The organism is Candidatus Binataceae bacterium (assembly GCA_035650475.1).
In the GTDB taxonomy this organism is placed as follows: domain Bacteria; phylum Desulfobacterota; class Binatia; order Binatales; family Binataceae; genus JAKAVN01.
The window spans coordinates 177,675-201,402 of record DASRHP010000009.1; the positions used below are offsets into that span (position 1 = coordinate 177,675).

General features: G+C 67.1%; 25 protein-coding genes. 14 read left to right on the forward strand and 11 right to left on the reverse strand.

The features are described 5' to 3' along the window. Positions 1-65 precede the first annotated feature (65 nt). The 3 genes from ileS (at position 66) to VFB33_07080 (ending at position 4,505) form a co-directional block, all read left to right on the forward strand. The gene (gene ileS, locus VFB33_07070) at positions 66-2,903 is read left to right on the forward strand and encodes an isoleucine--tRNA ligase (protein HZO81442.1); all 2,838 of its coding nucleotides are present in this window, start codon (positions 66-68) and stop codon (positions 2,901-2,903) included. Further along, positions 2,900-3,439, forward strand: coding sequence for a signal peptidase II (gene lspA, locus VFB33_07075; protein ID HZO81443.1), 540 nt, complete (start codon positions 2,900-2,902; stop codon positions 3,437-3,439). The genes ileS and lspA overlap by 4 nt, the downstream gene beginning before the upstream one ends. Positions 3,440-3,551: 112 nt before the next feature. Continuing rightward, positions 3,552-4,505 (forward strand): hypothetical protein, encoded by a 954-nt coding sequence (locus tag VFB33_07080; protein HZO81444.1) that lies wholly within the window; start codon positions 3,552-3,554, stop codon positions 4,503-4,505. A gap of 99 nt (positions 4,506-4,604) precedes the next feature. Here the strand turns inward: VFB33_07080 and VFB33_07085 are convergent, their stop codons facing one another. Then, the gene (locus VFB33_07085) at positions 4,605-4,847 is read right to left on the reverse strand and encodes a helix-turn-helix domain-containing protein (GenBank protein HZO81445.1); all 243 of its coding nucleotides are present in this window, start codon (positions 4,845-4,847) and stop codon (positions 4,605-4,607) included. A 339-nt stretch (positions 4,848-5,186) separates the two neighbouring features. Here VFB33_07085 and VFB33_07090 point away from each other — a divergent pair, with 339 nt between their 5' ends. Further along, entirely contained in the window at positions 5,187-7,571 is a 2,385-nt protein-coding gene (locus tag VFB33_07090) for an MMPL family transporter (GenBank protein HZO81446.1), read from the forward strand. 199 nt (positions 7,572-7,770) lie between these two features. On the opposite strand, the gene aroB is transcribed toward VFB33_07090, so the two are convergent. From aroB to VFB33_07140, 10 genes are all read right to left on the reverse strand, one after another. After that, on the reverse strand, positions 7,771-8,850 hold the full coding sequence (aroB, locus tag VFB33_07095; GenBank protein ID HZO81447.1) for a 3-dehydroquinate synthase: 1,080 nt from the start codon (positions 8,848-8,850) through the stop codon (positions 7,771-7,773). Beyond that, positions 8,832-9,422, reverse strand: coding sequence for a shikimate kinase (locus tag VFB33_07100; GenBank protein HZO81448.1), 591 nt, complete (start codon positions 9,420-9,422; stop codon positions 8,832-8,834). The genes aroB and VFB33_07100 overlap by 19 nt, the downstream gene beginning before the upstream one ends. A 20-nt stretch (positions 9,423-9,442) precedes the next feature. Next, positions 9,443-10,609, reverse strand: coding sequence for a chorismate synthase (aroC, locus tag VFB33_07105; GenBank protein HZO81449.1), 1,167 nt, complete (start codon positions 10,607-10,609; stop codon positions 9,443-9,445). Between the two features lie 110 nt (positions 10,610-10,719). Then, the gene (locus tag VFB33_07110; protein ID HZO81450.1) at positions 10,720-11,187 is read right to left on the reverse strand and encodes a MaoC family dehydratase N-terminal domain-containing protein; all 468 of its coding nucleotides are present in this window, start codon (positions 11,185-11,187) and stop codon (positions 10,720-10,722) included. A gap of 36 nt (positions 11,188-11,223) precedes the next feature. Further along, positions 11,224-11,400 carry an SDR family NAD(P)-dependent oxidoreductase gene (locus VFB33_07115; GenBank protein ID HZO81451.1) on the reverse strand — a complete coding sequence of 59 codons (177 nt, stop codon included), beginning with the start codon at positions 11,398-11,400 and terminating at the stop codon, positions 11,224-11,226. A gap of 98 nt (positions 11,401-11,498) precedes the next feature. Beyond that, the gene (locus tag VFB33_07120) at positions 11,499-11,690 is read right to left on the reverse strand and encodes a hypothetical protein (protein ID HZO81452.1); all 192 of its coding nucleotides are present in this window, start codon (positions 11,688-11,690) and stop codon (positions 11,499-11,501) included. 92 nt (positions 11,691-11,782) lie between these two features. Beyond that, positions 11,783-12,667 carry an LLM class F420-dependent oxidoreductase gene (locus VFB33_07125; GenBank protein HZO81453.1) on the reverse strand — a complete coding sequence of 295 codons (885 nt, stop codon included), beginning with the start codon at positions 12,665-12,667 and terminating at the stop codon, positions 11,783-11,785. Between the two features lie 92 nt (positions 12,668-12,759). Next, a complete protein-coding gene (locus VFB33_07130) occupies positions 12,760-13,056 on the reverse strand; it encodes a nuclear transport factor 2 family protein (GenBank protein ID HZO81454.1) in 297 nt (98 codons plus the stop codon). Positions 13,057-13,164: 108 nt separating this feature from the next. After that, positions 13,165-14,355, reverse strand: coding sequence for an iron-containing alcohol dehydrogenase (locus VFB33_07135; protein HZO81455.1), 1,191 nt, complete (start codon positions 14,353-14,355; stop codon positions 13,165-13,167). Positions 14,356-14,415: 60 nt separating this feature from the next. Beyond that, entirely contained in the window at positions 14,416-14,877 is a 462-nt protein-coding gene (locus VFB33_07140; GenBank protein ID HZO81456.1) for a L,D-transpeptidase, read from the reverse strand. A gap of 626 nt (positions 14,878-15,503) precedes the next feature. Between VFB33_07140 and VFB33_07145 the strand changes: the two genes are divergently transcribed. From VFB33_07145 to kdsA, 10 genes are all read left to right on the forward strand, one after another. Next, a complete protein-coding gene (locus tag VFB33_07145) occupies positions 15,504-16,016 on the forward strand; it encodes a flavin reductase family protein (GenBank protein ID HZO81457.1) in 513 nt (170 codons plus the stop codon). Between the two features lie 91 nt (positions 16,017-16,107). Beyond that, positions 16,108-16,584, forward strand: coding sequence for a flavin reductase family protein (locus tag VFB33_07150; protein HZO81458.1), 477 nt, complete (start codon positions 16,108-16,110; stop codon positions 16,582-16,584). Further along, a complete protein-coding gene (locus VFB33_07155; protein ID HZO81459.1) occupies positions 16,574-17,323 on the forward strand; it encodes a glycosyltransferase family 2 protein in 750 nt (249 codons plus the stop codon). The genes VFB33_07150 and VFB33_07155 overlap by 11 nt, the downstream gene beginning before the upstream one ends. Before the next feature lie 221 nt (positions 17,324-17,544). After that, positions 17,545-17,829 carry a hypothetical protein gene (locus VFB33_07160; GenBank protein ID HZO81460.1) on the forward strand — a complete coding sequence of 95 codons (285 nt, stop codon included), beginning with the start codon at positions 17,545-17,547 and terminating at the stop codon, positions 17,827-17,829. Positions 17,830-18,048: 219 nt separating this feature from the next. Further along, a complete protein-coding gene (locus tag VFB33_07165) occupies positions 18,049-18,729 on the forward strand; it encodes a tetratricopeptide repeat protein (GenBank protein HZO81461.1) in 681 nt (226 codons plus the stop codon). Between the two features lie 109 nt (positions 18,730-18,838). Then, complete coding sequence (locus VFB33_07170) at positions 18,839-20,053, forward strand: D-alanyl-D-alanine carboxypeptidase family protein (protein ID HZO81462.1); 1,215 nt, start codon at positions 18,839-18,841, stop codon at positions 20,051-20,053. Positions 20,054-20,057: 4 nt separating this feature from the next. Next, positions 20,058-20,189 carry a hypothetical protein gene (locus VFB33_07175; protein ID HZO81463.1) on the forward strand — a complete coding sequence of 44 codons (132 nt, stop codon included), beginning with the start codon at positions 20,058-20,060 and terminating at the stop codon, positions 20,187-20,189. Between the two features lie 234 nt (positions 20,190-20,423). After that, entirely contained in the window at positions 20,424-21,170 is a 747-nt protein-coding gene (kdsB, locus tag VFB33_07180; protein ID HZO81464.1) for a 3-deoxy-manno-octulosonate cytidylyltransferase, read from the forward strand. Continuing rightward, positions 21,163-22,842, forward strand: coding sequence for a CTP synthase (locus VFB33_07185; GenBank protein HZO81465.1), 1,680 nt, complete (start codon positions 21,163-21,165; stop codon positions 22,840-22,842). The genes kdsB and VFB33_07185 overlap by 8 nt, the downstream gene beginning before the upstream one ends. Beyond that, entirely contained in the window at positions 22,839-23,675 is an 837-nt protein-coding gene (gene kdsA / locus VFB33_07190; protein ID HZO81466.1) for a 3-deoxy-8-phosphooctulonate synthase, read from the forward strand. The genes VFB33_07185 and kdsA overlap by 4 nt, the downstream gene beginning before the upstream one ends. Positions 23,676-23,728: the final 53 nt, after the last annotated feature.

Consider the following 23,728-nt stretch of genomic DNA (forward strand, 5'->3'; position numbering starts at 1 on the left):
GTCTTTAGCCAGTGGCCGAAACCGACTACAAAGCAACGCTCAAACTTCCCCGGACCGACTTCCCGATGAAGGCCAACTTGCCCAAGCGGGAGCCTGAGACGCTCAGGCGCTGGCAAGAGAGCAAGCTCTACGAGGAGCTGATGCGCGCGCGCAAGGACGCGCGGGTGTGGGTGCTCCACGACGGCCCGCCCTACGCCAACGGCCGCGTCCATATGGGCACCGCGCTCAACAAGGTGCTCAAAGACTTCGTTGTGCGCTCGCGTTCGATGATGGGCCTGCGCACGCCGTTCGTGCCGGGATGGGACTGTCACGGGATGCCGATCGAGTTCAAGGTCTCGCGCGAGCTGGGCGAACGGGCGCGCTCAATGCCGAAGCTGGAGCTGCGCAGGCTGTGCCGCGCGGAGGCCGAGAAGTGGATCGACATCCAGCGGCGCGATTTCATGCGTCTGGGATGTATCGGCGACTGGTTCAATCCGTACATCACGATGGACCCCGCCTACGACGCGGCCGAGATTGGCGTCCTGCGCAACCTGGTCGCGCGTGGCTACGTCTATCGCGGCCTGCGCCCGGTGCTCTGGTGCTTCTACGACCGTACGGCGCTTGCCGAGGCCGAGGTCGAGTACCGCGAGCACGTCTCACCGTCGATCTACGTCGCCTTTGCCTTCAACGCGAACCTGCCCGACGCTGGCGCGCTCGCGGTCGACCGGGCCGAGGGCGCCGAGCTTGCGGCGGCGCTGACAGCGGGCAGGCTCTTCGCGGTGATTTGGACCACCACGCCGTGGACGCTGCCGGCCAATCTCGGAATCAGTCTCAACCCGACTTTCGACTACGTCGCCCTGGTCGCGGGCGATCGCTACTACGTCGTCGCCGCGCGCCTGGCCGAGGCGGTCGAGCAGGCCTGCGGGTTGAAAGTGCAAAAGCGAATCGCGCTCAGCCGCGACGCGCTCAGGGCGCTCGACGGCCGCGACATCTTCCGCCATCCGTTCCTCGCCCGCGACGTCAAGCTGATGTACGGCGACCACGTCACCGCCGACGCCGGCACCGGCCTGGTGCATACCGCGCCCGGCCACGGTTACGAGGACTTCGTGGTCGGCGCGCAGTATGGGCTCAAGCCGTTTACCCCGGTCGATACCGCGGGCGCGTTCACCGCCGAGGGCGGCGAATGGGCCGGACGCAACGTCTTCGAGGCCAACCCGGCGATCGTCGCGCGGCTGCGCGAGCGCGGCGCGCTGCTCCAGGTCGAAAACTACTCGCACAGCTATCCACATTGCTGGCGCTGCAAGAATCCCCTGATCTTCCTCGCCGCCGAGCAATGGTTCATGCGGGTGGACCACGAGAAGCTGCGCGAGCGCGTGATCGCCGCGATCGACAGCGTGCAGTGGATTCCCCCGTGGTCGCGCGACCGCATTCGCAACATGACCGAGACGCGCCCCGACTGGTGCCTGTCGCGCCAGCGGGCCTGGGGCGTGCCGATTCCTGCGCTCAGGTGTCGCGGATGCGGCCACGTCGGGCTGTACGACGAGGTGATGCGCGCGGCCGAGGAGCTCTTCGCGCGCGAAGGCTCCGACGCCTGGTTCGCGCGGCCGGCCGCCGATTTTATCCCGGCGGGCGTCAAGTGCGCTGAATGCGGGCGCGCGGAGTTCGATAAGGAAGACGACGTGCTCGACGTCTGGTTCGACTCGGGCGTTTCCCAGGCCGCCGTGCTGGGCAAGCGCGCCGAGCTCACCTGGCCCGCCGACGCCTACCTCGAAGCGGTCGAGCAGGCGCGCGGATGGTTCGGCTCGTCGCTCGCGTGCGCGGTCGCCGAGCGCGGCAGCGCGCCGTTTCGCGCCGTTATTAGCCACGGGCTTACGGTCGACGAGCAGGGGCGCAAGATGTCGAAGTCGCTGGGCAACGCCGAAGACGCCGCCGACGCGGTCAATCGGCTCGGCGCCGACGTGCTGCGCCTGGTGTACGCTTCGCTCGACTACACCGGCGAGGTCACGCTTGGCGAGACAATCTACGCGGCGATCTCGGAGTCGTACCGCAAGATCCGCAACACCTGCCGCTACATCCTTGGCAACCTCGCCGATTTCGACCCCGCTCGCGACGCCCTGCCAACTGCGCGGATGGCCGAGTTTGACCGCTACATCCTGGCCCGCCTCGAGCGTCTGAAGGCTGAGGTGCGCCGCGCCTTCGAGGCCTACGACTTCCAGGCTGCCTATCACGCGATCATCAATTTCGTCGTCGTCGATCTGAGCTCGCTGTATATCGACGTCGCACGCGACCGGCTGTACTGCGCGGGAGCCGAGTCGCCCGCGCGCCGCTCGGTGCAGACCGCGCTCTGGACCGTGCTCGACACGCTGGTACGGATCCTCGCCCCGCTCATCCCGTTCACCGCCGAGGAGATCTACGCGCACATGCCCGGCGAGCGCGCCTCGAGCGTCCATTTGCTGACGCTTCATCCGGCGAATCCCGAATTCGCCGACGCCGCGCTCGAGGCGCGCTGGGAGCGCCTGCTCAAGGTGCGCACCGAGGTGCTCAAGCTGCTCGAAACGATGCGCCAGGAGGGAACGATCGGCGCCCCGCTGGAGGCGGCATTGCGAATCGGCGCGCTCGACGACGGCGCGCTGGCCGAGACGCTCGCGCGCAATCGAGAGGCGCTCAAGGAGCTGTTCATCGTTTCGGACGTTGCGATGCTTGACCGGCGCGAAGCGGAGGAGCTGCGCGGCCGCGCCGGCGGCGGCGACACGTTCAGCTTCGACGGCGCCTGGGGCCGCTTGTCGGCCGACCCGCCGATGGTTTTCGTCGGGCGGCGCGCGCCTGGGAACAAGTGCCAGCGCTGCTGGATGTACTACGACGACGGCGCCGATCCCGAGCTGTGTCCGCGATGCCGCACGGTGGTGCGGCGGCCGGCCGCGTGAAGGCCGTCGCGCCGATGGCGGCGCAGGCCGAAGCTCCCCAAGCGCAGCGCTGGAACCTGCGCCGGTTCGCCGCGATGGTGCTGGGAGTCGCACTGCCGGTCTTCGTGCTCGACCAACTGAGCAAGGTCCTCATCGAGCGCCATCTTCGCCCCTTCGAGCGGATCGATCTGATCCCGCATCTGCTCGCGATAACCTACACGCAGAATCCGGGCGCGGCCTTCAGCCTGTTCGCCGGCATGCCGCCGGCCGTGCGTAATCTGGCGCTCGGCGGACTGGCGGCGGGCGCCGTCGCGGTCCTGGGCGTGCTGCTCGCGCGCGGCTCGCGTCCGACCCTCGTTTCGGTCGCTTTCGCGCTGATCATGGGCGGTGCCGCGGGCAACCTGGTCGATCGCGTCCTGCGCGGGCGCGTCGTGGACTTCATCTACGTCCACTATTACGCCTGGAGCTACCCGGTCTTTAATTTCGCCGACAGCGCGATCACGATCGGCGTCGCGGTAATCCTGATCCATTCGCTTTTCGCCCACGACGCCTCCTGACCGCCGCGCGCGGGTCTGGCCGCCACGCTGCCATTTGACGGAAGCTGGAAACTGAGGCAACGTGGCGATGCGCACGCCGGTCTCAACCGGCGTCAGACGGGGAGCTTTGGTCATGAAGACGATCAACACCGTCACCGGAACCACCAGCAGCGACAAGCTCGGCACCACGCTGATGCACGAGCATCTGATGGTCGGCTGGGGCGGGTGGGAACTGGACTGCACGGCGCCGCGCTTTGAGCGCAAGGCCGCGCTGAAATTCGCCACCGACCGCCTCAAGGAGCTGCGCGACCTCGGCCTGGGCACGTTCGTCGATCCGTGCCCGATGGATATCGGCCGCGACATCAACTTCATGGCCGAGGTGGCGGACGGCGCCCAGGTCCAGGTCGTCTGCGCGACCGGCCTCTACAAGGAGGACCTCGGCAACACGGCCTATTTCAAGCAGCGCCCGATCGACGACATCGCCGCGGTGTACGTTGCCGAGCTGACCGAGGGAATCGCGCGCACCGGGATCAAGGCGGGGATAATCAAGTGCGCGACCTCCAAGGGCAAGATCACAGACTACGAGGAGAAGTGCTTGCGCGCCGCCGCCCGCGCCCATCTCAAGACTGGTGCGCCCATCACCACCCATACCGACGACGGCACGATGGGCCGCGAGCAACTCGACATCTTCGCTTCAGAGGGGGTCGATCTGAAGCGTGTGATCATCGGGCACAGCTGCGGCGCTTCGGACCTGCGCTACCATACCGACATGCTCGATCGCGGATGTTACCTAGGCTTTGACCGCTTCGGCCTCGACATCCTGCATCCCGACCGCCTGCGCCTGGCCGCGCTGATCGGGCTTTTGGGAATCGGCTTCGAGAAACAGCTCGTGATGTCGCACGACTCGGTGGCGTGCTGGCTCGGACGCGGCCTCGATCTGACGCCCGAGATGGAAGCCGGCATTCGCAACTGGCAGCCGACTCACATCTTCAAGAACATCCTGCCTGCGTTGCGCAGGGCCGGGGTGAGCGAAGAAAAGATTCAGACGATGATGGTGGAGAATCCCCGCCGTTACTTCAGCGAGTAGCTGGAGTGCGATCGAACTTCCGAGGGCGGGCCGCCGGCCCGCCTCTTTTTTGCTTTTGTCGTCCCCCCCCTTTTGCCCGAAATCGCCGCTCCGACCCTCTTAGCTCTTCGACAACACCTGGCCGCCGGCTTCCATCTGCGCGCGCCAGCGGTCGATCGCCTCGACGTTGAACCGCCAATCGCTGCCGACCCGGAACGCCGGCAGCTCGTTGCGCTTGAGCAACCGGTAAACCGTCGAAGGATGGACCCGCAGATAGGTGGAGACGTCCTGCACCGTCATCACGCGCGACTGAACGCTGTCGAAATCCATCAGCCCAACCCGCTCTTTCCCGTTATTGGTCATTTCCTCTCCCCTGGGAAATGAAGTGGTCCCCTGGCGAAGCTGACTGATGTGGGGCTGTTGTGGAAAAGAAGCGCTTCGTCCCACCACCGCGCCGCCTCGCCGCGCTCCTCGCTAACGCGCGCCATTCTAGCCTGCGTTTTGCTAATGTGAACCGAAAGGCAGCACAAATATCCACAAAAATCGTCGATCTGTGGATAAGCCTGGCGCATGGGCGAAAGTCCGCTTGCCTCGCTTCGCCCGGGATCGGAGTGCGCCCTGTCGGCGGACCCGCCTTGACTTGGATGACCGGGTTTGGTCGGATGGCTCGCCCACCTCGGCAAGGATCGGTCAATTCGTTCTATGGGATCGTTTGGTCAGAGGACCGCGGACTTTCTGCTCCGCTGGCGATGGTCGGTTCTGGCGCTTTACACCGTACTGACCGCCTTTTTCGCCATCGGCGTGGCGCGGATCGCGCGCAACTTTCAGGCTCAGACTTCGTTTGCCGACCTCATCCCGGGCCACAACCCGGTCACCGACGTCTTCAAGCAGTACCAAAACTTCAGCAAGCCGGCGACGGTCGAGATCCTGCTTAAGGTCAAGCACGGCACGATCTACACGCCCCAAACGCTCGCACGCATCTGGCGGCTGACGCGCGAGCTTGACCTCGTGCCCGGGATCGACCACGTCACCCTGACCTCGATCGCCTCCGAAAAAATCCGCGTGGTGCGGCCGACCCCGTGGGGCGCGGTTTCGATGCCGGTGATGACCGACGTGATCCCGCGCACCGAGGCCGAGGCGATGGCGGTGCGCGAGCGCGCGCGCCACGCTGCCGGCGTCACCGGAATTCTCGTCTCGCCCGACGAGCGGGCCGCGCTCATCGACGCCGCCTTCTTCGAAAACGTCCTCGATTACGGCGACGTCTTCGACCGCGTGCATCGCATGCTGGAGGCCGAGCACGACCCGAACGTGGAGTTTTATCCGGCCGGGCGCGTGATGCTGATCGGATGGATTTACCGCTACGGCCATCAGGCGATCTGGATCTTCCTGCTCTCGCTCGCCTTGGTCATCCTCGCCCACGTCGATTACATGCGCAGCCTCGCCGGCGCGCTCACGCCGATAATCGCGGCCGCGGTTTCGACCGTATGGGGGCTCGGCGCGGGCGGCTGGATGGGGCTTAACCTGGAGCCGTTGACCGTGGTGGTGCCGGTGCTGCTGATGGCGCGCGCGCTCAGCCACTCGCTCCAGATCACGCGCCGCTACTACGAGATCCTCTACGAGAGACACGAGCGGGTGGCCGGCGCGGCGGGCGCGCTGGCCTCGATGTTCGCGCCGGCCTGCCTCGGGATCATGTGCGACGTCGCCGGGCTCTATATGATCTGCCTTGCGCCGATCCCGATCATCCAGAAGCTCGGGCTCCTGTGCGGCACGTGGTCGCTGCTGCTGATTCCCTCGACCGTCATGCTCACACCGGTGCTGCTCGCGATCCTGCCGCCGCCGCGCGACGTGAGCGTATTCATCACGCACGAGGTTCCCTCGCTCAGCACGCGATTGATCGAACCCGTGCAGCGCGCGCTGGCCGCGCTGCTGACGCCGCGCACGCGGATGCTGAGCGCGATGGTTGCGCTGCCGATGGCGGCGCTGATCGCGTACCTGGCGATGAGCCGGCCGGTAGGCAACGTCTCGATTGGGAGCCCGCTGCTGTGGCACAACAACGAATACAACGTCGCCGAGCGCGAGATTAACCGCAACCTCGCCGGCACCTCCACGCTCAACGTGGTATGGGAGGGAAAGGTGCCGATGGCGCTGTTCCGGCCGCAGGTGTTCGACTCGATGCGCCGCTTCCAGCTTGCGATCGAGCGCGCCCACGGCGCCGAGGCGACGCTCTCGATTGCGGACTACATCCCGATAACCGGTCTCATCCTGCGCGGCGGCAATCCCAAATGGCTGCCGGTCGATCTGACCGGCCACGACGTCGGCGCCTACCTGTTCTGGACGCTCACCGGCCATTCGCTGGAGAACTTCAGCCAGCTGCTCGAGCCCAACGCGCGCAACGGCGACGTCGTCCTGTGGTACAAGGACCTGCGCGCAGGCACGGTCGAGCGCGCGATGGCCGAGGCGCGGCGCGCGGTCGCGGCGGTCCAGCCCGAGCCCTCGCCGATCTACAACATCCGCATCGGCACCGGCTTGGTCGCCCTGCAGTACGCGCTCGACCACGTGGTGCGCGCCGCCGACCTGCGCATCCTGGTCTACCTGCTGGCGACGATCTTCGTGATGTGCGTGATGACGTACTACTCGGCGGTGGCGGCCGCGATGCTGCTGGTGCCGCTGATTCTCGCCCAGTTCGCCACCGACTCGGTGATGTACCTGCGCGGGGTGGGACTCGACGTCAACACGCTGCCGGTGGTCGCGGTTGGCCTCGGCGTCGGCATCGACTACGGAATTTATCTGCTGAGCCGCATCTGCGAGGAGTTCCAGGGCGCCGCCGACGGCGACGTCCAGGGCGCGGTGACGCGCGCGCTGTTCACCACCGGCGAGGCGACCTTTTTCGTCGCTTTCACGATGGTCCTGGGTGTGCTGCCGTGGTACTTCCTGTCCGACCTGCGATTTCTGGCCGAGATGGGGCTGATGCTGGCGCTGGTGATGGCGTTCAACGGGCTGCTCGCGATGACCGTGCTGCCGTTGGAAACGGTGCTGCTTCGCCCGCGCTTTCTGGGTCGCGTCAAGTTGATGCGGCGCAAGGGATGAAGGAATTCCAGCAGGCGTGATGATTCACCCCGTCGAAGCCCGCCCGGCGGCATAACCGACTATGGGGCTTGCCGGCTTCCTCGGCTGTCATTCCCGCGCGCGTGCGAGGATTCTCAATCTGTGCGCCTGGGTCACATGCGGGCAGGGACGCCCGCCCCACTGAATGCGCGCGGGCCATCGCGCGCGGCGGCGACTTTCTCTAACCGAGCCCGCTGAGGATTTCGGCGAAGCTGAGCTTGCGGGTGAGCGCGTGGCCCAGACGGTCGAGCAGGATGAATTCGATCGCGTCGCCCGCGCGCTTCTTGTCCAGCCGCATCGCGCGGGCGAACTCCTCGCCGCCGCGCCATCCCGCGGGCATCGCCGTCGGCAGCCCCGCTCGCGAGAGCAGGCGCTCCAGACGCGCGGCATCGGCGGCGGCGAGCCCGGCAAAGGCCTGCGAGAGCCGCCCCGCCGCGACCATCCCGATCGCCACTGCCTCGCCGTGCAGCAGGCTGCCGTAGCCCGCCGACGCTTCCAGCGCATGGCCGACCGTGTGCCCGTAGTTGAGAATCCTGCGCAAGGATCCTTCGCGCTCGTCGCTCGCCACGACCGCCGCCTTGTGCCGCAGCGAGCGCTCGACGGCGTCTTCGAGCGCGGCCGGCTCGCGGCGCAGGATCGCATCCAGCCCGCGCTCGAGCGCATCGACCATCGCCGCGTCCATGATCGCGCCGTATTTGATCACCTCGGCCAGCCCCTCGCGGAACTCGCGCTCGGGAAGTGAGATGAGCGTGGAAACGTCGGCGACGACGAGCCGCGGCTGATAAAAGGCGCCGATCAGGTTTTTCGCCCGCGGATGGTTCACGGCGGTCTTGCCGCCGAGCGCCGAATCGACCTGCGCGACCACGGTGGTCGGAATCTGCACCAGAGCGATGCCGCGCATGTAGGTGGCGGCGGCAAAGCCGGCGAGGTCGCCGATTACGCCGCCGCCGAGCGCGAATACGGCGCTTGCGCGGTCGAGCTCGGCCTCGACCAGCGCGTCGTACACGCGCTCGAGCGTCGCGAGGGACTTGCTCTGCTCGCCGGCGGCGACCTCGACCATGCGCGGGATGAAGCCCGCGGCCCTGAGTGAGGCGGCCACGCGCTCGCCGTAGAGCCGCGCGACGTTGGAGTCGGTGACGAGCGCGGCGCGCCCGGGCGCCACTGCGGCCGCGCGCGCCAGCCGGCCGAGCTGTTCCAGCGCACCCGCGCCGACGTGCACCGGATGGGCGTTGGGGCCGAGCTCTACACGGAAGCTGCGCATTGATGGGCCCCTGCGGCGGCGCCGCCGTGCGCGGTGAAGATTTCGATCACGCGCTCAGCCGCCTCGGCGACGGTGAGATCGGAGGTATCGACGGTGAAGTCGGCGCGCGCGTAGGCGGTGCGCCGTTCTTCCATCAGCTCGGCGATCCGCTGCTCCAGCGGTTTGCCGCCTTCGAGCAGCTTGGGCCGCGTCTCGCGCGAGCGGCGCACGCGCGCGGCGACAACCTCGGGCCGCGCGGTCAGGCATACGATCACCCCGGCGCGCTTGAGCGCGGCGTGGTTGCGCTCATCAACCAGCGCGCCGCCGCCGGTCGAAATCACCGCCGCCCGCGCCGCGCCGCATCGCGGACAGCGCTCCGCGTCGGCGGCGAGCTCGGCGATCACCTCGCGCTCGAGCGCGCGGAAATGCGCCTCGCCGTCGCGCGCGAAGATCTCCTCGATCGGCCGCCCCGCGCGCGCGACCAGCTCGGCGTCGCTGTCGCGCAGCCGCAGCCCCAGGCGCGCCGCGACTGCCCGCCCCACCGCGCTTTTACCCGCGGCCATGAAGCCGGTCAGGATAAGCTTGGGCGCCATCGCGCTCGGCTCCCGGCCGCTCAAAAGTTGCGTACCTGTTCGAGGAAGCCCGCGTAGTTGCGCGCGATCTCGGCGCGCGAGTCGCCGCCGAATTTCTCCAGGAAGGCCGCCGCCAGCTCGAACGCCACCACCGCCTCGGCGATTACCGCGGCCGCCGGAATCGCGCACACGTCGGAGCGCTCGGTGTTGCCGACCGACTCCGCCTTGGTGCGGATATCGACCGAGCGCAGCGGACGCATCAGGGTGGACAGCGGTTTGAACGCGGCGCGCACACGCAGCGGCTCGCCCGTGCTCATCCCGCCCTCGGTGCCGCCGGAGTTGTTGGAGTTGCGAAGGAAGCGGCGCGCCTCGGCATCGTAGCCGATCTCGTCGTGCAGCGCCGAGCCGCGGGTCGCCGCCGCTCTGAAGCCCATCCCGACCTCGACTCCCTTGACCGCCTGCAGGCTCAGCAGCGCATGCGCGAGCCGCCCATCGAGCTTGCGATCCCACTGGACGTGGCTACCGAGCCCGACCGGCAGTCCGGTGGCGACGACCTCGACCACGCCGCCCAGCGTGTCGCCGGCCTTTTTGCACTCGTCGATCTCGGCGATAATTGCGCGTTCGGCCTCGGGGTCGGCGACACGCACCTGGGAGTCTTCGGTTACGCGGCGCAGCTCCGCGATACTGAGGTCGGCGGGCGTGCGCGCGACGGTCGCACCGATGCTGACAACGTAGCCGAGGACCGTTATCCCGAATGGCTCGAGGATCTGCCGGGTCAGCGCGCCAATCGCGACGCGCATCGTGGTCTCGCGCGCCGAGGCGCGTTCGAGCACGTCGCGGACGTCGTCGAGGTTGTACTTGAGCACGCCGGCGAGGTCGGCATGGCCGGGGCGCGGACGGGTGACCGGTTCGGCGGCTTCGCGGTCGCGCGGGTCGAGCGACATCCGCTTCTGCCAGTTCCTGAAGTCGCGGTTTTCGACGATGAGCGTAATCGGGCTGCCGAGCGAGCGGCCGAAGCGGATCCCGGAAACCACCCGCACCTCGTCGCGCTCGATCGCCATCCGCCCGCCGCGCCCGTAGCCCTTCTGGCGGCGCGCGAGATCGGCGTTGATCTTTGCGAGGTCAATATCGAAACCGGCCGGGAAGCCTTCGACTATCGCGACCAGTTCGGGGCCGTGCGATTCACCGGCTGTCAGAAAACGCAGCATCGTGGGATCATCCGCCGCCGGCGCGGCCTGTGTGCCGCATCCGCGTCTGAAGATTCAACCAGACTTGGCGGGGCGGGGAAAGCCGGTGCGCGGCGTCCCGCACCGACGGTTCAACCCAAAGAAATCTTGAAGTTGCGCCCGCGCAGCATCCGCTTGACCGTGCATTCCATCACCGTTTCCCCCTCCTGGTTGAGCACGGTATGGCGGAAGGTGACGAGGCCGCGGTCGCCCCGGCTGCTCGCGCGCGTCTCGATGACCTCGACCCGCACGCGCATCGTGTCGCCTGCGAACAGCGGGCGGCGAAAGGTCATGTTCTCGAGCGCCACCAGCGCAAGCCCCACGCCGTGGATACATCCGCTCAGGATGATCAGGCCCTCGGTGAAGGCGAAGATGAGCGCGCCGGGGGCGAAGCGCCGCGGGTAGAGCGAGGACTTCTTGACGTACTCCTCGTTCATGAAGAGCTCCTCGAACATCCCACTGAGCCCGACGAACTGCGAGATTTCCGCATCGCCCACGGTGCGGCCGAGGGTCTCGATGCGGTCGCCGACCTTCCAGTCCTCGAAGTAGCGCGTCTCCATCCGGTGATCCTTCCGCCTTTTGCGTTGCGCGGCGCCTCAGTCACACATCAGGCCGCCGTCCGCGTTGAACGACTGCCCGGTGATATTGTCCGACTCGGGCGAGGCGAGGAAGGCCGCCAAGTTGGCGCCCTCGCTGGCAAAGCGCGCGGCGATCGCGCGGCCCATCCCGCGCCCCGCGCCGGTGACGATTGCGACCTTGCCCTGAAGCTTCATCGCAGGATCCTCCGCCTGCGGTCGGGGCCCTGTAGCGCACCGACGCCGCCGATGTCATCGGGCGCGCGCGGACCGCCGAGCGCGCGCCGGGCGGTCGATTAGGAGAAGCGGTGCCGCAGCTGATCGAGCGGTTCGTCAACCACGATGCTCATGTCGGCGTCGAAACAGAGCCGGCTTTCCTTGCGCGTGCTGCCATCGGGTGCGACCGACTCGGCCGCTTCGAAATAGGCGACGCGATCGCTGTTGATAAAGATTGGTTGTCCGTCCCTGTTGAGCCTGATAAACGCCATCCCCCACTCCGCTCTCGATGGTTTTCGCGCCGCCTGGCGCGGCGCGGTCCGTCTCGTTTGGAAATCTGCGCGACGTGCCGCACGGAAATCCTTTACAGCTTGGCGGCGGGCTCGACCCATGCGCGCGCCGCCTCCTCGACCCGCTCGGCCGCTTCCTCAACCGTGCGCGGCGCGCGCACGTTGACGATTACGACCTCGTCCACCCCGGCGTCGCGGTAGCGCTTGAGATCGTCGGGTGAGACCGGCTTGGTGTAGGGCGAGACCGCCAGCTCGAGGTCGGAGCGTTTGCGGCGGCTTGCGCGCAGCAGCTCCTCGATACGCCTGACCTTGGCCGCCGCTTCGTCGGGCGAAAGATTGAAGCCGACCCATCCGTTGCCGTACTCGGCGACCCGGCGCAGCGCGGGACCGCTTTCGCCGCCGAAGAAGACCGGCAGCTCGGCGCCGCGCACGGGCTTGGGATAAGAGCGCACGCCATCAAAATTGACAAACTCGCCATGGTAGGAGCTGAGCGGCTCGCTCCACAGCCGGCGCATCGCCTCGATATACTCGCGGGTGCGCTGCGCGCGCCGTTCCCACGGGATCCCCAGCGCGCGGAACTCCTCTTCCAGCCATCCGATCCCGACGCCGAGGATCACGCGCCCCTGGCAGAGCGAGTCGAGCGTTGCCACCACTTTGGCCAGCACGAGCGGGTTATGCTCGGGCACCAGGCAGATGCCGGTGGCGAGGCGGATCCTTTCCGTCACCGAGCCCATCGTGCACAGCGCAAGGAACGGATCGGCGATCGGTTGATCGGTGGGCCCGGGAAGCCTGGCGTCGCTGCGATAGGGATAGTGCGAGGCGTACTGGTCGAGCAGCACCACGTGCTCGGGCACCCACAGGGTCGAGAAACCGCAGCGCTCCGCGCTCTGCGCGAACGCCTTCATCACCGCCATCCCGGTCACCCGTCCCGAAACCACTGCGAAGAGTCCAACTTTCATGCGTGTATAATCCCTGTGCAAAATAAAGGAGCGCTTCGACTGGGTTCGCGTTGCTCACTTCGCCCACGATGACAGCGAGGATGCTGCCAGCCCTACGACATCAAATCCTTCACCTTCTCGGTATCGACGTACTCGCGAATGCGCCGGATTTTGCCGTTCTCGATCTCGTAAATGAAACAGTGCTCGTTCTCGTAGTCGCGGCCGTTGCCGAGCTTGCCGCGGTTCGTCAGGTCGACGATCACAACGTCGCCCTCGCCGTAGACGCGCCGCACTTCGCTCTTAAGCCCGCTCGGAAACAGCTTCGCCGCGCTGCGCAAAAACTCCAGTATTCCGGCCTTGCCCTTCTTGAGCCCCGAGACCGGCAGGTTGCCCGGGATGAGCCAACTCACCCCGGACCAGCGCCTCCCAGGTCTGCCTCACCAGCGCCTTGTTCTGCTCGACGTTCATCACGATGGAGCCTCCTTGCGCGGCCTTGGTCTCGCCTTGCGGGCCGCCGTTCAGTAGGCGGCCTCCAGCAGCCGCAGCAGGTCGTCGCGGGTTATCGGTCGGCCGACGGTTTGCGCGCGTTCGACCTCGTCGAGCACGGTCGCCGCGATCGCGCCCAGCTCCTCGCGCGGGACGCCCGCGTCGCGCAGGCGATTGGGAACCTCGAAGTGGGCGATGAAGCGGGCAGTGCGCTCGGCGCACTCCAGCGCCGCCGGCTTCGGATTGGCAGGGTCGAAGCGCACGCCGAAGCCCTCGGCGATGGGGCCGAAGCGCTCGGGCGCGACGCCCGCCATGTAGCGCATTACGTGGGGCAGCGTGATGCATGAGGTGACGCCGTGCGGCACGTTCCACATCGGGCCGATCTGATGGCCGAGCGCATGCGAGATCCCAAAGCGCGTGTTCATTGCGCCGAAGATCGAGAACCACGCCGCGAGCTGGCATTGCCCGCGATGGGCGAGGGACTCCGCGCCGGTGGTCTTAAGCGAGGCCGTCAGATGCGTGGTCAGAAGCGCGATCGCACGCGCGGCGAGCGCGTCGGTCAGCGGCTGATGGCGCGTCGAGTAGCTTGCTTCGACCGCGTGATCGAGCGCGCGCATCCCGGTTGCCGCCCACAGCCAGGCCGGCGTCTCGACCGTAAGTTCGGGGTCGAGAAAGATCGTGCGCGGCTGAAGCCGTGGGTCGCTCACCCCGCCCTTGATGTGGCTCGCCTCGTCGGTAACGCCGCCCACCGGCGTGTACTCGCCGGCCGAGAGTGTTGTCGGCAGCGCGACATGGATCAGGTCCGGCCCGCCGGCCGCTCCGGCCATCGCGGACTCGAAGTCGATCGTATGCGCGTCGGCGCCCTTGGGCGGGGAGCCTTCGAGAATGCGCTTGGCGGCGACCTTGACCGTGTCGATTGGGCTGCCGCCGCCGAAGCTGACCATGCAGTCGGCGCCGCTGCGCTGATATTCCTCGACCAGCGCGCCCACGGTAGCCGACGGTACGTGCTGGCCGGCGCCCTTGAATACGCCGGCCAGCCGCGCGCCGGCGGCGCTCGTCACCTTGTCGAGCAGCGGCGAGCGGCCGAGCGTCTTGCCAGTCACAATCAGCGCGCGCTTAAGCCCGCGCCGCTCGAGCTCGCGGCCCAGACCCGCGACCTTGCCCGGGCCAAAGACGACCTTTTCCAGCCGCGTGAAGTTGAACTCGCCCGCCACTGGGTCCATCGCGCGCTCCTTCGCAATGCGGGTGGCGGGCGCGCCGCCGGATGCGTGGCGCCGTCCGCCTCAGGGTTTGATTACCACGAGCGCGCCCACGGGCAGAAGCGCTTCGAGTTCGTCGATCGCGCCGTTATCGACCGAAATGCACCCGGTAGTCCAGTTGATGTTGCCCGAGTTGAGAATCGGGACGTCGGTGCCGTGGATGCCCACGGCGCCCCCTTCGGGCGTTGCGCGCCCGTGGCTCTTGGGCACTTGGCCCTCAAGCAGCATCTCGTGATAGACCGCGCGGTCGTAGTCGTTGGGGTAATCGATTTGCAGGAAATAGCGCCATCGACGGTTGGGGCGCTTGCGAATTATCCGGTAAACGCCCTCGGGCGTGCGCCGGTCGCCCGACCATTCCTTGCCCCCCGCCTCCAGGCTGCGCCCGAACACCGCGTGATATTTCTTATAGAGGTGGCCCTCGAAATAGACCACCAACTCGTGGCGCGACTTATACGCCATCACCGCCCAGTTGCGGGGGTCGAGCACGACCGACTGATCCCTGGTGAGGCGCAGCGCCTCCTGCCCTGGTGTCGGCTGCTCAGCCGGGGGCGCTGCGGCCGAGCCATCGCTGGCGCCGGAGTGAGGAGGCGTGAGGCGGGTGGAGTCCTGAGTCGCGCCGCTCGAAGGAGAGCCGGGGGGAGAGAGGGCGGCGACCCGCGGGGCCGGGGCGCGCGCCGCAGACGATGTGGCCGGGGCCACCGAGACTGCCGCCGGCAGATTGGGAATCGTGTCCGCGCTTGGAGAAGGCGCCGGCTGCGCCGGCCTCAGCACGGTCCAGCTGCCGGGCTTCGGGACAGGCGCCGGGGGTTGCACTGTGGCAGCCGCGGCCGCGGACACCGGAGGCGTCATCGCGCCTGAAGCGACCGGCGCCGCGCTCGGCTGAGCGTCCATCGCCAAGGCGCCGGCCGAAAACGCCGAGCCGAGCATAACCACCCCTATCGCCGCCCCAACCAACCACCGCATCGGCTTCATCGCTTTTCTCCGCAAGATCTTCATCCTTGCGCGCCATTAATTGTGGAAGAGCTTGGCGGACGGGTCAATTGCTACTAGCTTCGCCATATGGTGCGGCCTGGAGGGCTTTGGATAACTAGTTGGAATAGGAGCCGCCTGTGATGGACACCGATTTGACCGCCGCATTCGCGTCGCTCACCACCGGAATCTACGTGCTTACGGTCGCCGACGGCGCGCAGCACCACGGGATGTCGTCATCGTGGGCGACGCAGGTTTCGGGCGAACCGCCGCTGTTCTCGGTCGCCGTGGATAACGGCCATTTCTCATCCAACGTGCTGATGCGCACGGGCTTATTCGGGCTCAACATCGTCGGGGCGCGCGGCAAGGCGCTGGAGGACTACTTCTACTCGGCGGCGGCACGGCGGCCCGACAATCTGGCAGGGATGGATTACGAACTGTCACCCAAGCTGGGCGTACCGTGGCTGGGCGCGGCGATGGTCTCAGTCGAGGCGCGGGTGGTCAACAGCGTACTCGCCGGAGATCACAGGATATTCATCGCCGAGCCGGTGGGAGTGCGGATTCGCGCCGCCGATCGGCCGCTCACCTCGCTCGACCTAGATTATGTGTATCTAGGCGGGCGTCAGGTGGTCGCGCGCGATCGCAGCGGATGGTGACGTGGCGTCCAAGAGGCGGAGCGGGTCGGCCGATTCAAATTTGACCGTCTACAAAGGCGTCTGATAGCATCCGGCGCGCGGAGAATTGCCGATGGCCATCGACAAGAACGAGCTGCGCCGCGTGATGGGACACTTCGCGACCGGCGTCACCGTGATCACTACCTGCTCCAAGGACGGCCAGCCTTACGGGCTGACCGCCAACGCCTTTACTTCGGTTTCCCTGACGCCGCCGCTGCTCCTGATCTGCGTGGACAAGAAGGCCGAGAGCTATCCCTACTTCGAACAGAGCAAAGTCTTCACGGTGAACATCCTGGCCGACGACCAGGAGGCGATTTCGCGGCGCTTTGCGGTTAGCGGCGGCCCGAAATTCGAAGGCGTCGCCTACCGCATGGGCGCGAACGGCGCGCCGATCCTCGAAGGCACCGTCGGCTATATCGAATGCACTCTTTATGCCACCTACGACGGGGGCGATCACACGATCTACCTCGGCGAAATTCAGCAGGCCGAAACCTCAGACCGCAAGCCCCTGCTCTTCTTCCGTGGCGGCTATCGCACGCTTGGCGACTGAACCCGCACGCCTTCCCGGCATTAGCGTTTTTCTCCCCTGCCATAACGAGGAGGGCAACGTCGAGCGGGTGGTGGCGGGGCTGGGCGCGCAGTTGCCCGCGCTGGCTGAGCGCTGGGAAATCGTCATCGTTGACGACGGCAGCCGCGACCGCACGGGCGCGCTGGCCGACGCGCTGGCTGCGCGCGACCCCCACGTGAGGGTCGTCCATCATCCGGTGAACCGCGGCTACGGGGCGGCAGTCATCTCCGGCATCCGCGCATGCACGCAGCCATGGGTGGTGCTGTGCGACGGCGACGGCCAGTTCGAGGCGGCCGACATCGGGCGGCTGGTTGCCGAGGCGGCGGCCAGCGATGTGGTTGTCGGGCATCGCGTGCGCCGCGCTGACCCGCTGATGCGGCGGATCAACGGCAAGGCATGGACAATACTGATGCGCCTAGTGTTGGGCGTCCGCGTGCGCGACATCGATTGCGGTCTGAAGCTGTTCAGGCGCGAACTGCTGGAAGGAATCGATCTTCAGGCCAAGGGTGCCATGATTTCGGCCGAGTTGATGGCGCAGTTGGCGGGGCGTGGCGCGTGCATTTCAGAGGTAGACGTGCGTCATCTGCCGCGCTTGAGCGGCGAGCAGTCTGGCGCCAATATCAGAGTTATCGCGCGCGCTTTCAAGGAGCTCTTCCTGCTCCACGGAAGGCTGCGCCGGGCGCGCCGCCTGGGCGAAGCCTCGCGCCACGGGACGGATTAGGCTTGGGGGCCGCTGGGGAGACTGGGGCTCCAGCCCTACCGCCTCTGGACGCAAAAGGGGTGACGAGTAGCCCAACTGCGTCGGGAAAAAGCATCGGATCGAGCAAAAGCAGCCACTTTGAACAGGTTCTGCGATGGCACGCCAATCGCACTTAATGTCAGCGAAAATGCGGCTGCACGGGTCAGCCGCCAAGTGAGGGGTAAAAGGAGAAAGGAACGAATATGAAACGGACTCTGACTATTCTGACGGCGGCACTGTTCGCGGGCGCGCTTGCGGCGCCGGTGGTGCATGCGGCGGACGCCAGTTCGCCAGCCGCGGCTCCCGCGGCGGCTGCTCCGGCTGCTCCGGCGGCTCCGGCCGCGGAAAGCGCGCCTAAGGCGGCCAAGAAGGCCACCCATCACGCCAAGCATCACGCCAAGAAGCACGCGGCCAAGAAGAAGACCACGGCGAAGGCCGAGAGCAGCACGGCCACCGACGCCGGCGGCACGGGCAACGCGAAGCAGTAAGCTCGCCCTTCCGTTCTGCCGACGTGCTCTGCGGCGCTCGAGCGGCTGTTTGGGGCCCTCGGACCACCGCAGCGGCCTTTTCTTCAAGCGCGCGGCGTCAATTTGATGCCGCGCGCTTTTTCTCACTTTCACTTTCCTGCTAAGGTCCTTGATGTCCGCGCACGTTTGACGTGCCGGCTTATGGCTCTGAGTAGTTATCGCGCGTCTGGGTTTTGGCTTGTGCTGCTGTTGTCGATAGCGGCGCTTGGGACGGACGTGATCCGCGCGCCGGCGGCCGCCGCCGACCAGCAGGTCTGCGACCCGGTGGCCGATTACTACCTCGGGATGGAGAATTACCCAGCCGCGATCCGGCGTCACCTTGTAGTCATCCGTGCTCATCCCGACAACGCGCTTGCCCATTACCATCTGGGCTTTGCGTATGGCTTAACCGGCCAGCACGCGCGTGAACTGAACGAGTATCGGCGGGCCGTCGCCCTTGGGTTCGGTGACTGGCAGCTTTTCCTCAACATGGGGCTGGCCTACGTCGAGGCCGGCCGGCTGAACGAAGGCATCGAGGTGCTGCGGTTGGCGACACTGCTGGCGCCGTACCAGAGCGAAGCGCACTTCAACCTGGGGTTGGCCTACGAACGGCGCGGGATGCTGTCGGCGGCGGAGCAGGAGGTTCTGCTTGCGCTGCGGCTGAAGCCGGGCGACCTCGACACGCGCAACACGCTCGGCTTGGTTTATGCCGAGGAAGGCCGTTACGGGTTGGCGCGCACGGAGTGGGCGGAGTTGCTCGGCGCGGATCCGGAATATACGCCGGCCCGCGAAAATCTGGCGATCCTGAGGCGGGCGGAGCAGCACGCGGGCGGCGAGGGCGCCGGCTCACATCCGGTGGCCATTTTCGCTCACAGGCGGTGAGGTTGAGGTGGTAACGATGGTGGCGAGGCCTGTGGCAGAAGGGGTGCAAAGGCGGACGGATAACGCAGCGATTCGCGGGTGGACGGCAGCGACATCCTGCACAAAATTATTGGTCCTTGTCCTCGTCGCCGTGCTGATAGCCCCCGGCGCGGCGCGTGCGACCTCTCATCGAGCTCGTCACAGACGGCACGCTACCCGCCATCATCGCAGCCACTACAGCACGCACGGCGCTCCTTACCATGCCCTGCTGCTGGAAGAGGCCGACACCGGCAAGATTCTCTACGACTACAATGGCGGCATCCAATGGCCGCCGGCGTCGATGGCCAAGATGATGCTGCTGTTGGTCGCCGAGGAGGCGATCCAGTCTGGCCGCGTTCATCTCAACGATCCGGTGACCATATCCGCCAACGCCGCGGTGACCGGCGGCTCGCGCCTTGGGCTGCTGCGCGCGGGCGAAGTCGTCCCGCTGGGCGAACTGATGAAGGCGGCGCTCATCCGCTCGGCCAACGACGCCGCCGTCGCGGTGGCCGAGAAGGTATGCGGTTCGACCGAGCGCTGCGTCGCGCTGATGAACGAGCAGGCCAAGGCGCTCGGCATGACCCACACCGTTTACCATACGGTCGAGGGGTTGCCGCCGCGCCCGCTGCACGACGTTGACACCACCAACGCCTATGACCTTGCGACCCTCGCCCGCGCGCTTATCCATCGCACCAACCTGCTCCAATGGTCGGGGATGGAGACCGCGTCCTTCGAGGACGGCCTAGTGATGCTCCATAACACCAATCATCTGGTGGGCCATTTCGAGGGCTGCGACGGGCTGAAGACCGGTTTCACGATCAGGGCCGGCTTCAATCTGACGGCGACCGCCGAGCGCGGCAACATGCGGCTGATTGCCGTGGTGCTCGGCGCGCCCAACAACTCCGCGCGCTTTGCCCAGGCGGCGCGCCTGATGGAGTGGGGGTTCGACAACTTTGCGAAAGTCACGGTGCTCAAGCGGGGCGAGTTGCTGCCGGTGCAGGTGCGGGTTGGAACGGACGAGGTGATGCAGCCGGTGGCGCAAAACACGGTTACCGTGATCGTGCCGAAGAAGGATGCCGCCTCAATTAAAATCGACTATGCGGTGCCGGCCAGCCAGTACGGGCCGCTGGTCTCGGATCAGACCGTGGGCCATGTTATCGTGCGCGACGGCGGCGAGGTGCTGGCCGAATGCAACGCGGTGTGCCCGTTTCCGGTCGGACAGCGGCCGGCGGTGCTCAACGCGATGAACGGCTCCGACCTCAACGCCCACAGCGCAACCATGCAGGTAGAGGCGCCCGCAAGGTGAATTGATGAAACCAGCTTCCCGTCAGCGCAATCGGCGCAACCGCAAACTGGCGCGTAAGCGCCGCAGCAATCCCGTCCAGGTGCGCGCGCGCAAGCGGCGGATGCGCCGCACGCGGATGCGCAAGGCGCGCACCTGAGCGCACTGCGGCCGAGCCGTCGTCAGCTAAAGTTCCGGCTCAGCGGGGCGGGCATCGTTGCCCGCCCTGTCCGCATTTGGCGGATGCGCGTCCACAGGCTGAGGGCTGTGGCGGAGTTTCTGCGCTCTGCTTGTGGAGCAAACGCGGACGGCCAAATTGACAGCCACCCGCGCGGCGGGTACCAATGATCGTGCCGTCCGGTTGCCCTTACCCCATCCCAGCGGAGGCTTCACGATGGGCGCGCCTGTGATTGTCGGCGTGATCCCGGCGCGCTATTCGTCAACCCGTTTGCCCGCCAAGGCGCTGGCAGATATCGAGGGCCTGCCGATGGTGGTGCGGGTGTGGCGTGCGGCCTCGCGAGCGCGCGCGCTCGGCCGCGTGCTGGTTGCGACCGACGACGCGCGAATCATGGACGCGGTGGCGGCGGCGGGAGGCGAGGCGATGATGACCGCGGCGACCCATCCGAGCGGCACCGACCGCATCGCCGAGGTCGCCGCCAAGGTCCCAGCCGACATCTACGTCAACGTGCAGGGCGACCTGCCGTTCATCGCGGCTGAAGACCTCGACGCGCTGGCGGCGCCGATGCGCGCCGATGAGGGGATCGCGATGGCGACGCTGGCGACGCCGATTGTCAGCCCCGAGGAGTGGTATAATCCCAACGTGGTGAAGGTCGTATGCGACGGACGCGGCGACGCGCTGTATTTCTCGCGCGCGCCGATCCCGCATCCGCGCGACGGCGCCGCGCCGCCGTCGGCGGCACGCCGGCATATCGGCGTGTACGCCTATCGGCGCGACTTCCTGCTGCGGTTCGCCGCGTTGGAGCCGGGCGTGCTCGAAGGGTTGGAGAAGCTGGAACAGTTGCGCGCGCTCGAGCGCGGCTACCGCATCCGCGTGGTTGCCTCGGTGGCGCCGTCGCTGGAGATAGACACCGCCGAAGACCTCGCGCGCGCGCGCGAGTATGCGCGGCGGATGGGTGGATGAGGGGGAAACCATGGAGCGCACCGGCAAGACCAAATTCATCTTCGTAAGCGGCGGCGTGGTTTCCTCGCTGGGCAAGGGACTGGCCGCGGCCTCGCTCGGCGCGCTGCTCGAGGGACGCGGGCTGCGGGTCACCCTGCTCAAGATGGACCCCTACATCAACGTGGATCCGGGGACGATGAGCCCGCTCCAGCACGGCGAGGTCTTTGTCACCGACGATGGCGCCGAGACCGATCTCGACCTCGGCCACTACGAGCGCTTTCTCGAAACCCGGATGAGCCGGCGCAACAACTGCACCACCGGCCAGATTTACGACACGGTGATCCAGAAGGAGCGCCGCGGCGACTATCTCGGCGCCACCGTGCAGGTCATCCCGCACATCACCGACGAGATCAAGCGGCGCATCCGCGAGGCCGCCGAGGGCTTCGACCTTGCGATTGTCGAGATCGGCGGCACCGTTGGCGATATCGAAAGCCTGCCGTTTTTCGAGGCGATCCGCGAGTTCCGATGGGACTTCGGGCGCGACAACGTGCTCTACGTCCATCTGACCTTGGTGCCGTTCATCCCCGCCGCGGGCGAGCTCAAGACCAAGCCCACCCAGCACAGCGTCAAGGAACTGACCAGCCTCGGCATCCAGCCCGACATCCTGCTCTGCCGCAGCGACCGTCCCCTCGACCGCAAGGTCAAGGCGAAGATCGCGCACTTCTGTAACGTCGAGGAGAACTGCGTGATCTCGGCGCGCGACGTCGCGTCGATCTACGAGGTGCCGCTGCACTTCCACGACGAAGGGCTGGACCAGCGCGTGGTCGAGAAGCTCAACATCTGGACGGGCGCGCCAAATCTCGGCAAGTGGCGCCGGATCGTCAAGACCGTCCAGAATCCGAGGGTGACCGTCCACGTCGCGGTGGTCGGCAAGTACGTCAACCTGGTCGATTCCTACAAGAGCCTGCACGAGGCGATCGCCCACGGCGCGATCGCCAACGAGGCGCGGGTCAATATTGACTACGTGGACGCCGAGGAGCTGGAGAAGGGCAATCCGGCGGCGCGGCTGCAGGGCGCCCACGCGATCATCATTCCGGGTGGCTTCGGCGAGCGCGGGATCGAGGGCAAGATCCGCGCAGTACGCTACGCGCGCGAGGCGGGCGTGCCAATTCTCGGCATTTGCCTGGGGCTCCAGGTAATGGTGATCGAGATCGCGCGCGACCTGGTGGGGCTCAAGCGCGCCAACTCGCGCGAATTCCAGGGCGACACGCCAGACCCGGTGATCGACATCATGGAGGAACAGAAGGCGGTCGAGCGCAAGGGCGGCACGATGCGCTTGGGCGCCTATCCGTGCGTCATCCGCCCGGGCTCGCTTGCCCAAGCGCTCTACCGCCGCAGCCGGATCGCCGAGCGCCATCGCCATCGCTACGAGGTCAACAACGCCTATCGCAAGGCGCTCGAGGAGGCCGGACTCAAGGCCACCGGCACCTCGCCCGACAACCACCTGGTCGAGATCATGGAGCTTGCGGGCCATCCGTGGTTCCTCGGCTGTCAGTTCCATCCCGAGCTACGCTCGCGGCCGTGGGACTGCCATCCGCTGTTTCGCGGACTTATCCGCGCGGCGGTCGCGCGCCGCGCGGCGCTCGCCCCGCAGCGCGCGGCCAAGGTGCGCGCGCTCAGATCGGTGTCGTGAGCACGACCCGCGTTGAGGCTGGCGGCGTCGTCTTCGGCGGCCCGCAGATCGTGCTGATCGCGGGGCCGTGCGTAATCGAAAGCCCCGGCGCGTGCCTGCGCCATGCCGAGCGGCTGGCGACGATTTCGCGCGAAAGCGGCGTGCCCATCGTCTTCAAGTCCTCCTTCGACAAGGCCAATCGCACCAGCCACAACTCCTTCCGCGGGCCCGGCCTGGAGGAAGGCCTGCGCGTGCTCGAGCGCGTGAAGGGCGAAACCGGACTGCCGATACTGACCGATATCCACGAGCCGGCGCAGGCGGCGCCCGCGGCCGAGGTCGTTGATGTTCTGCAGATTCCGGCACTGCTTTCGCGCCAGACCGATCTGGTGCGGGCGGCCGCGATGACCGGCGTGGCGGTCAATCTCAAAAAAGGGCAATTCCTTGCGCCATGGGACATGCGGGCGGTTGTCGCCAAGGCGGAAAGCTTCGGCAGCCGCCGGCTGCTGGTTACCGAGCGCGGCTTCTCCTTCGGCTACAACAACCTGGTGACCGACCTGCGCGCGCTCGTGATCATGCGCGGCTTCGGCTACCCGGTGGTGTTCGACGCGACCCATTCGGTGCAGCTGCCGGGCGCGGGGGGCGAGCGCTCGGGCGGCCAGCGCGAGTTTGTCGCGCCCTTGGTGCGCGCGGCGGTCGCCGCCGGAGTTGACGCGCTCTTCATGGAGGTGCACGAGGACCCCGACCGCGCGCTGAGCGACGGTCCCAATTCTTACCCGCTCGACCTGCTTCCCGCTTTGCTCGAAGATGTAAAACACCTCGACGCGATCGCGCGTCAAGCGCTGAGCCGCGGTTGAGCCGCGCGTGGTTGGCGCCCGCTGCGCGCGAGCTGCGCGCGCCGCTGTGGCGC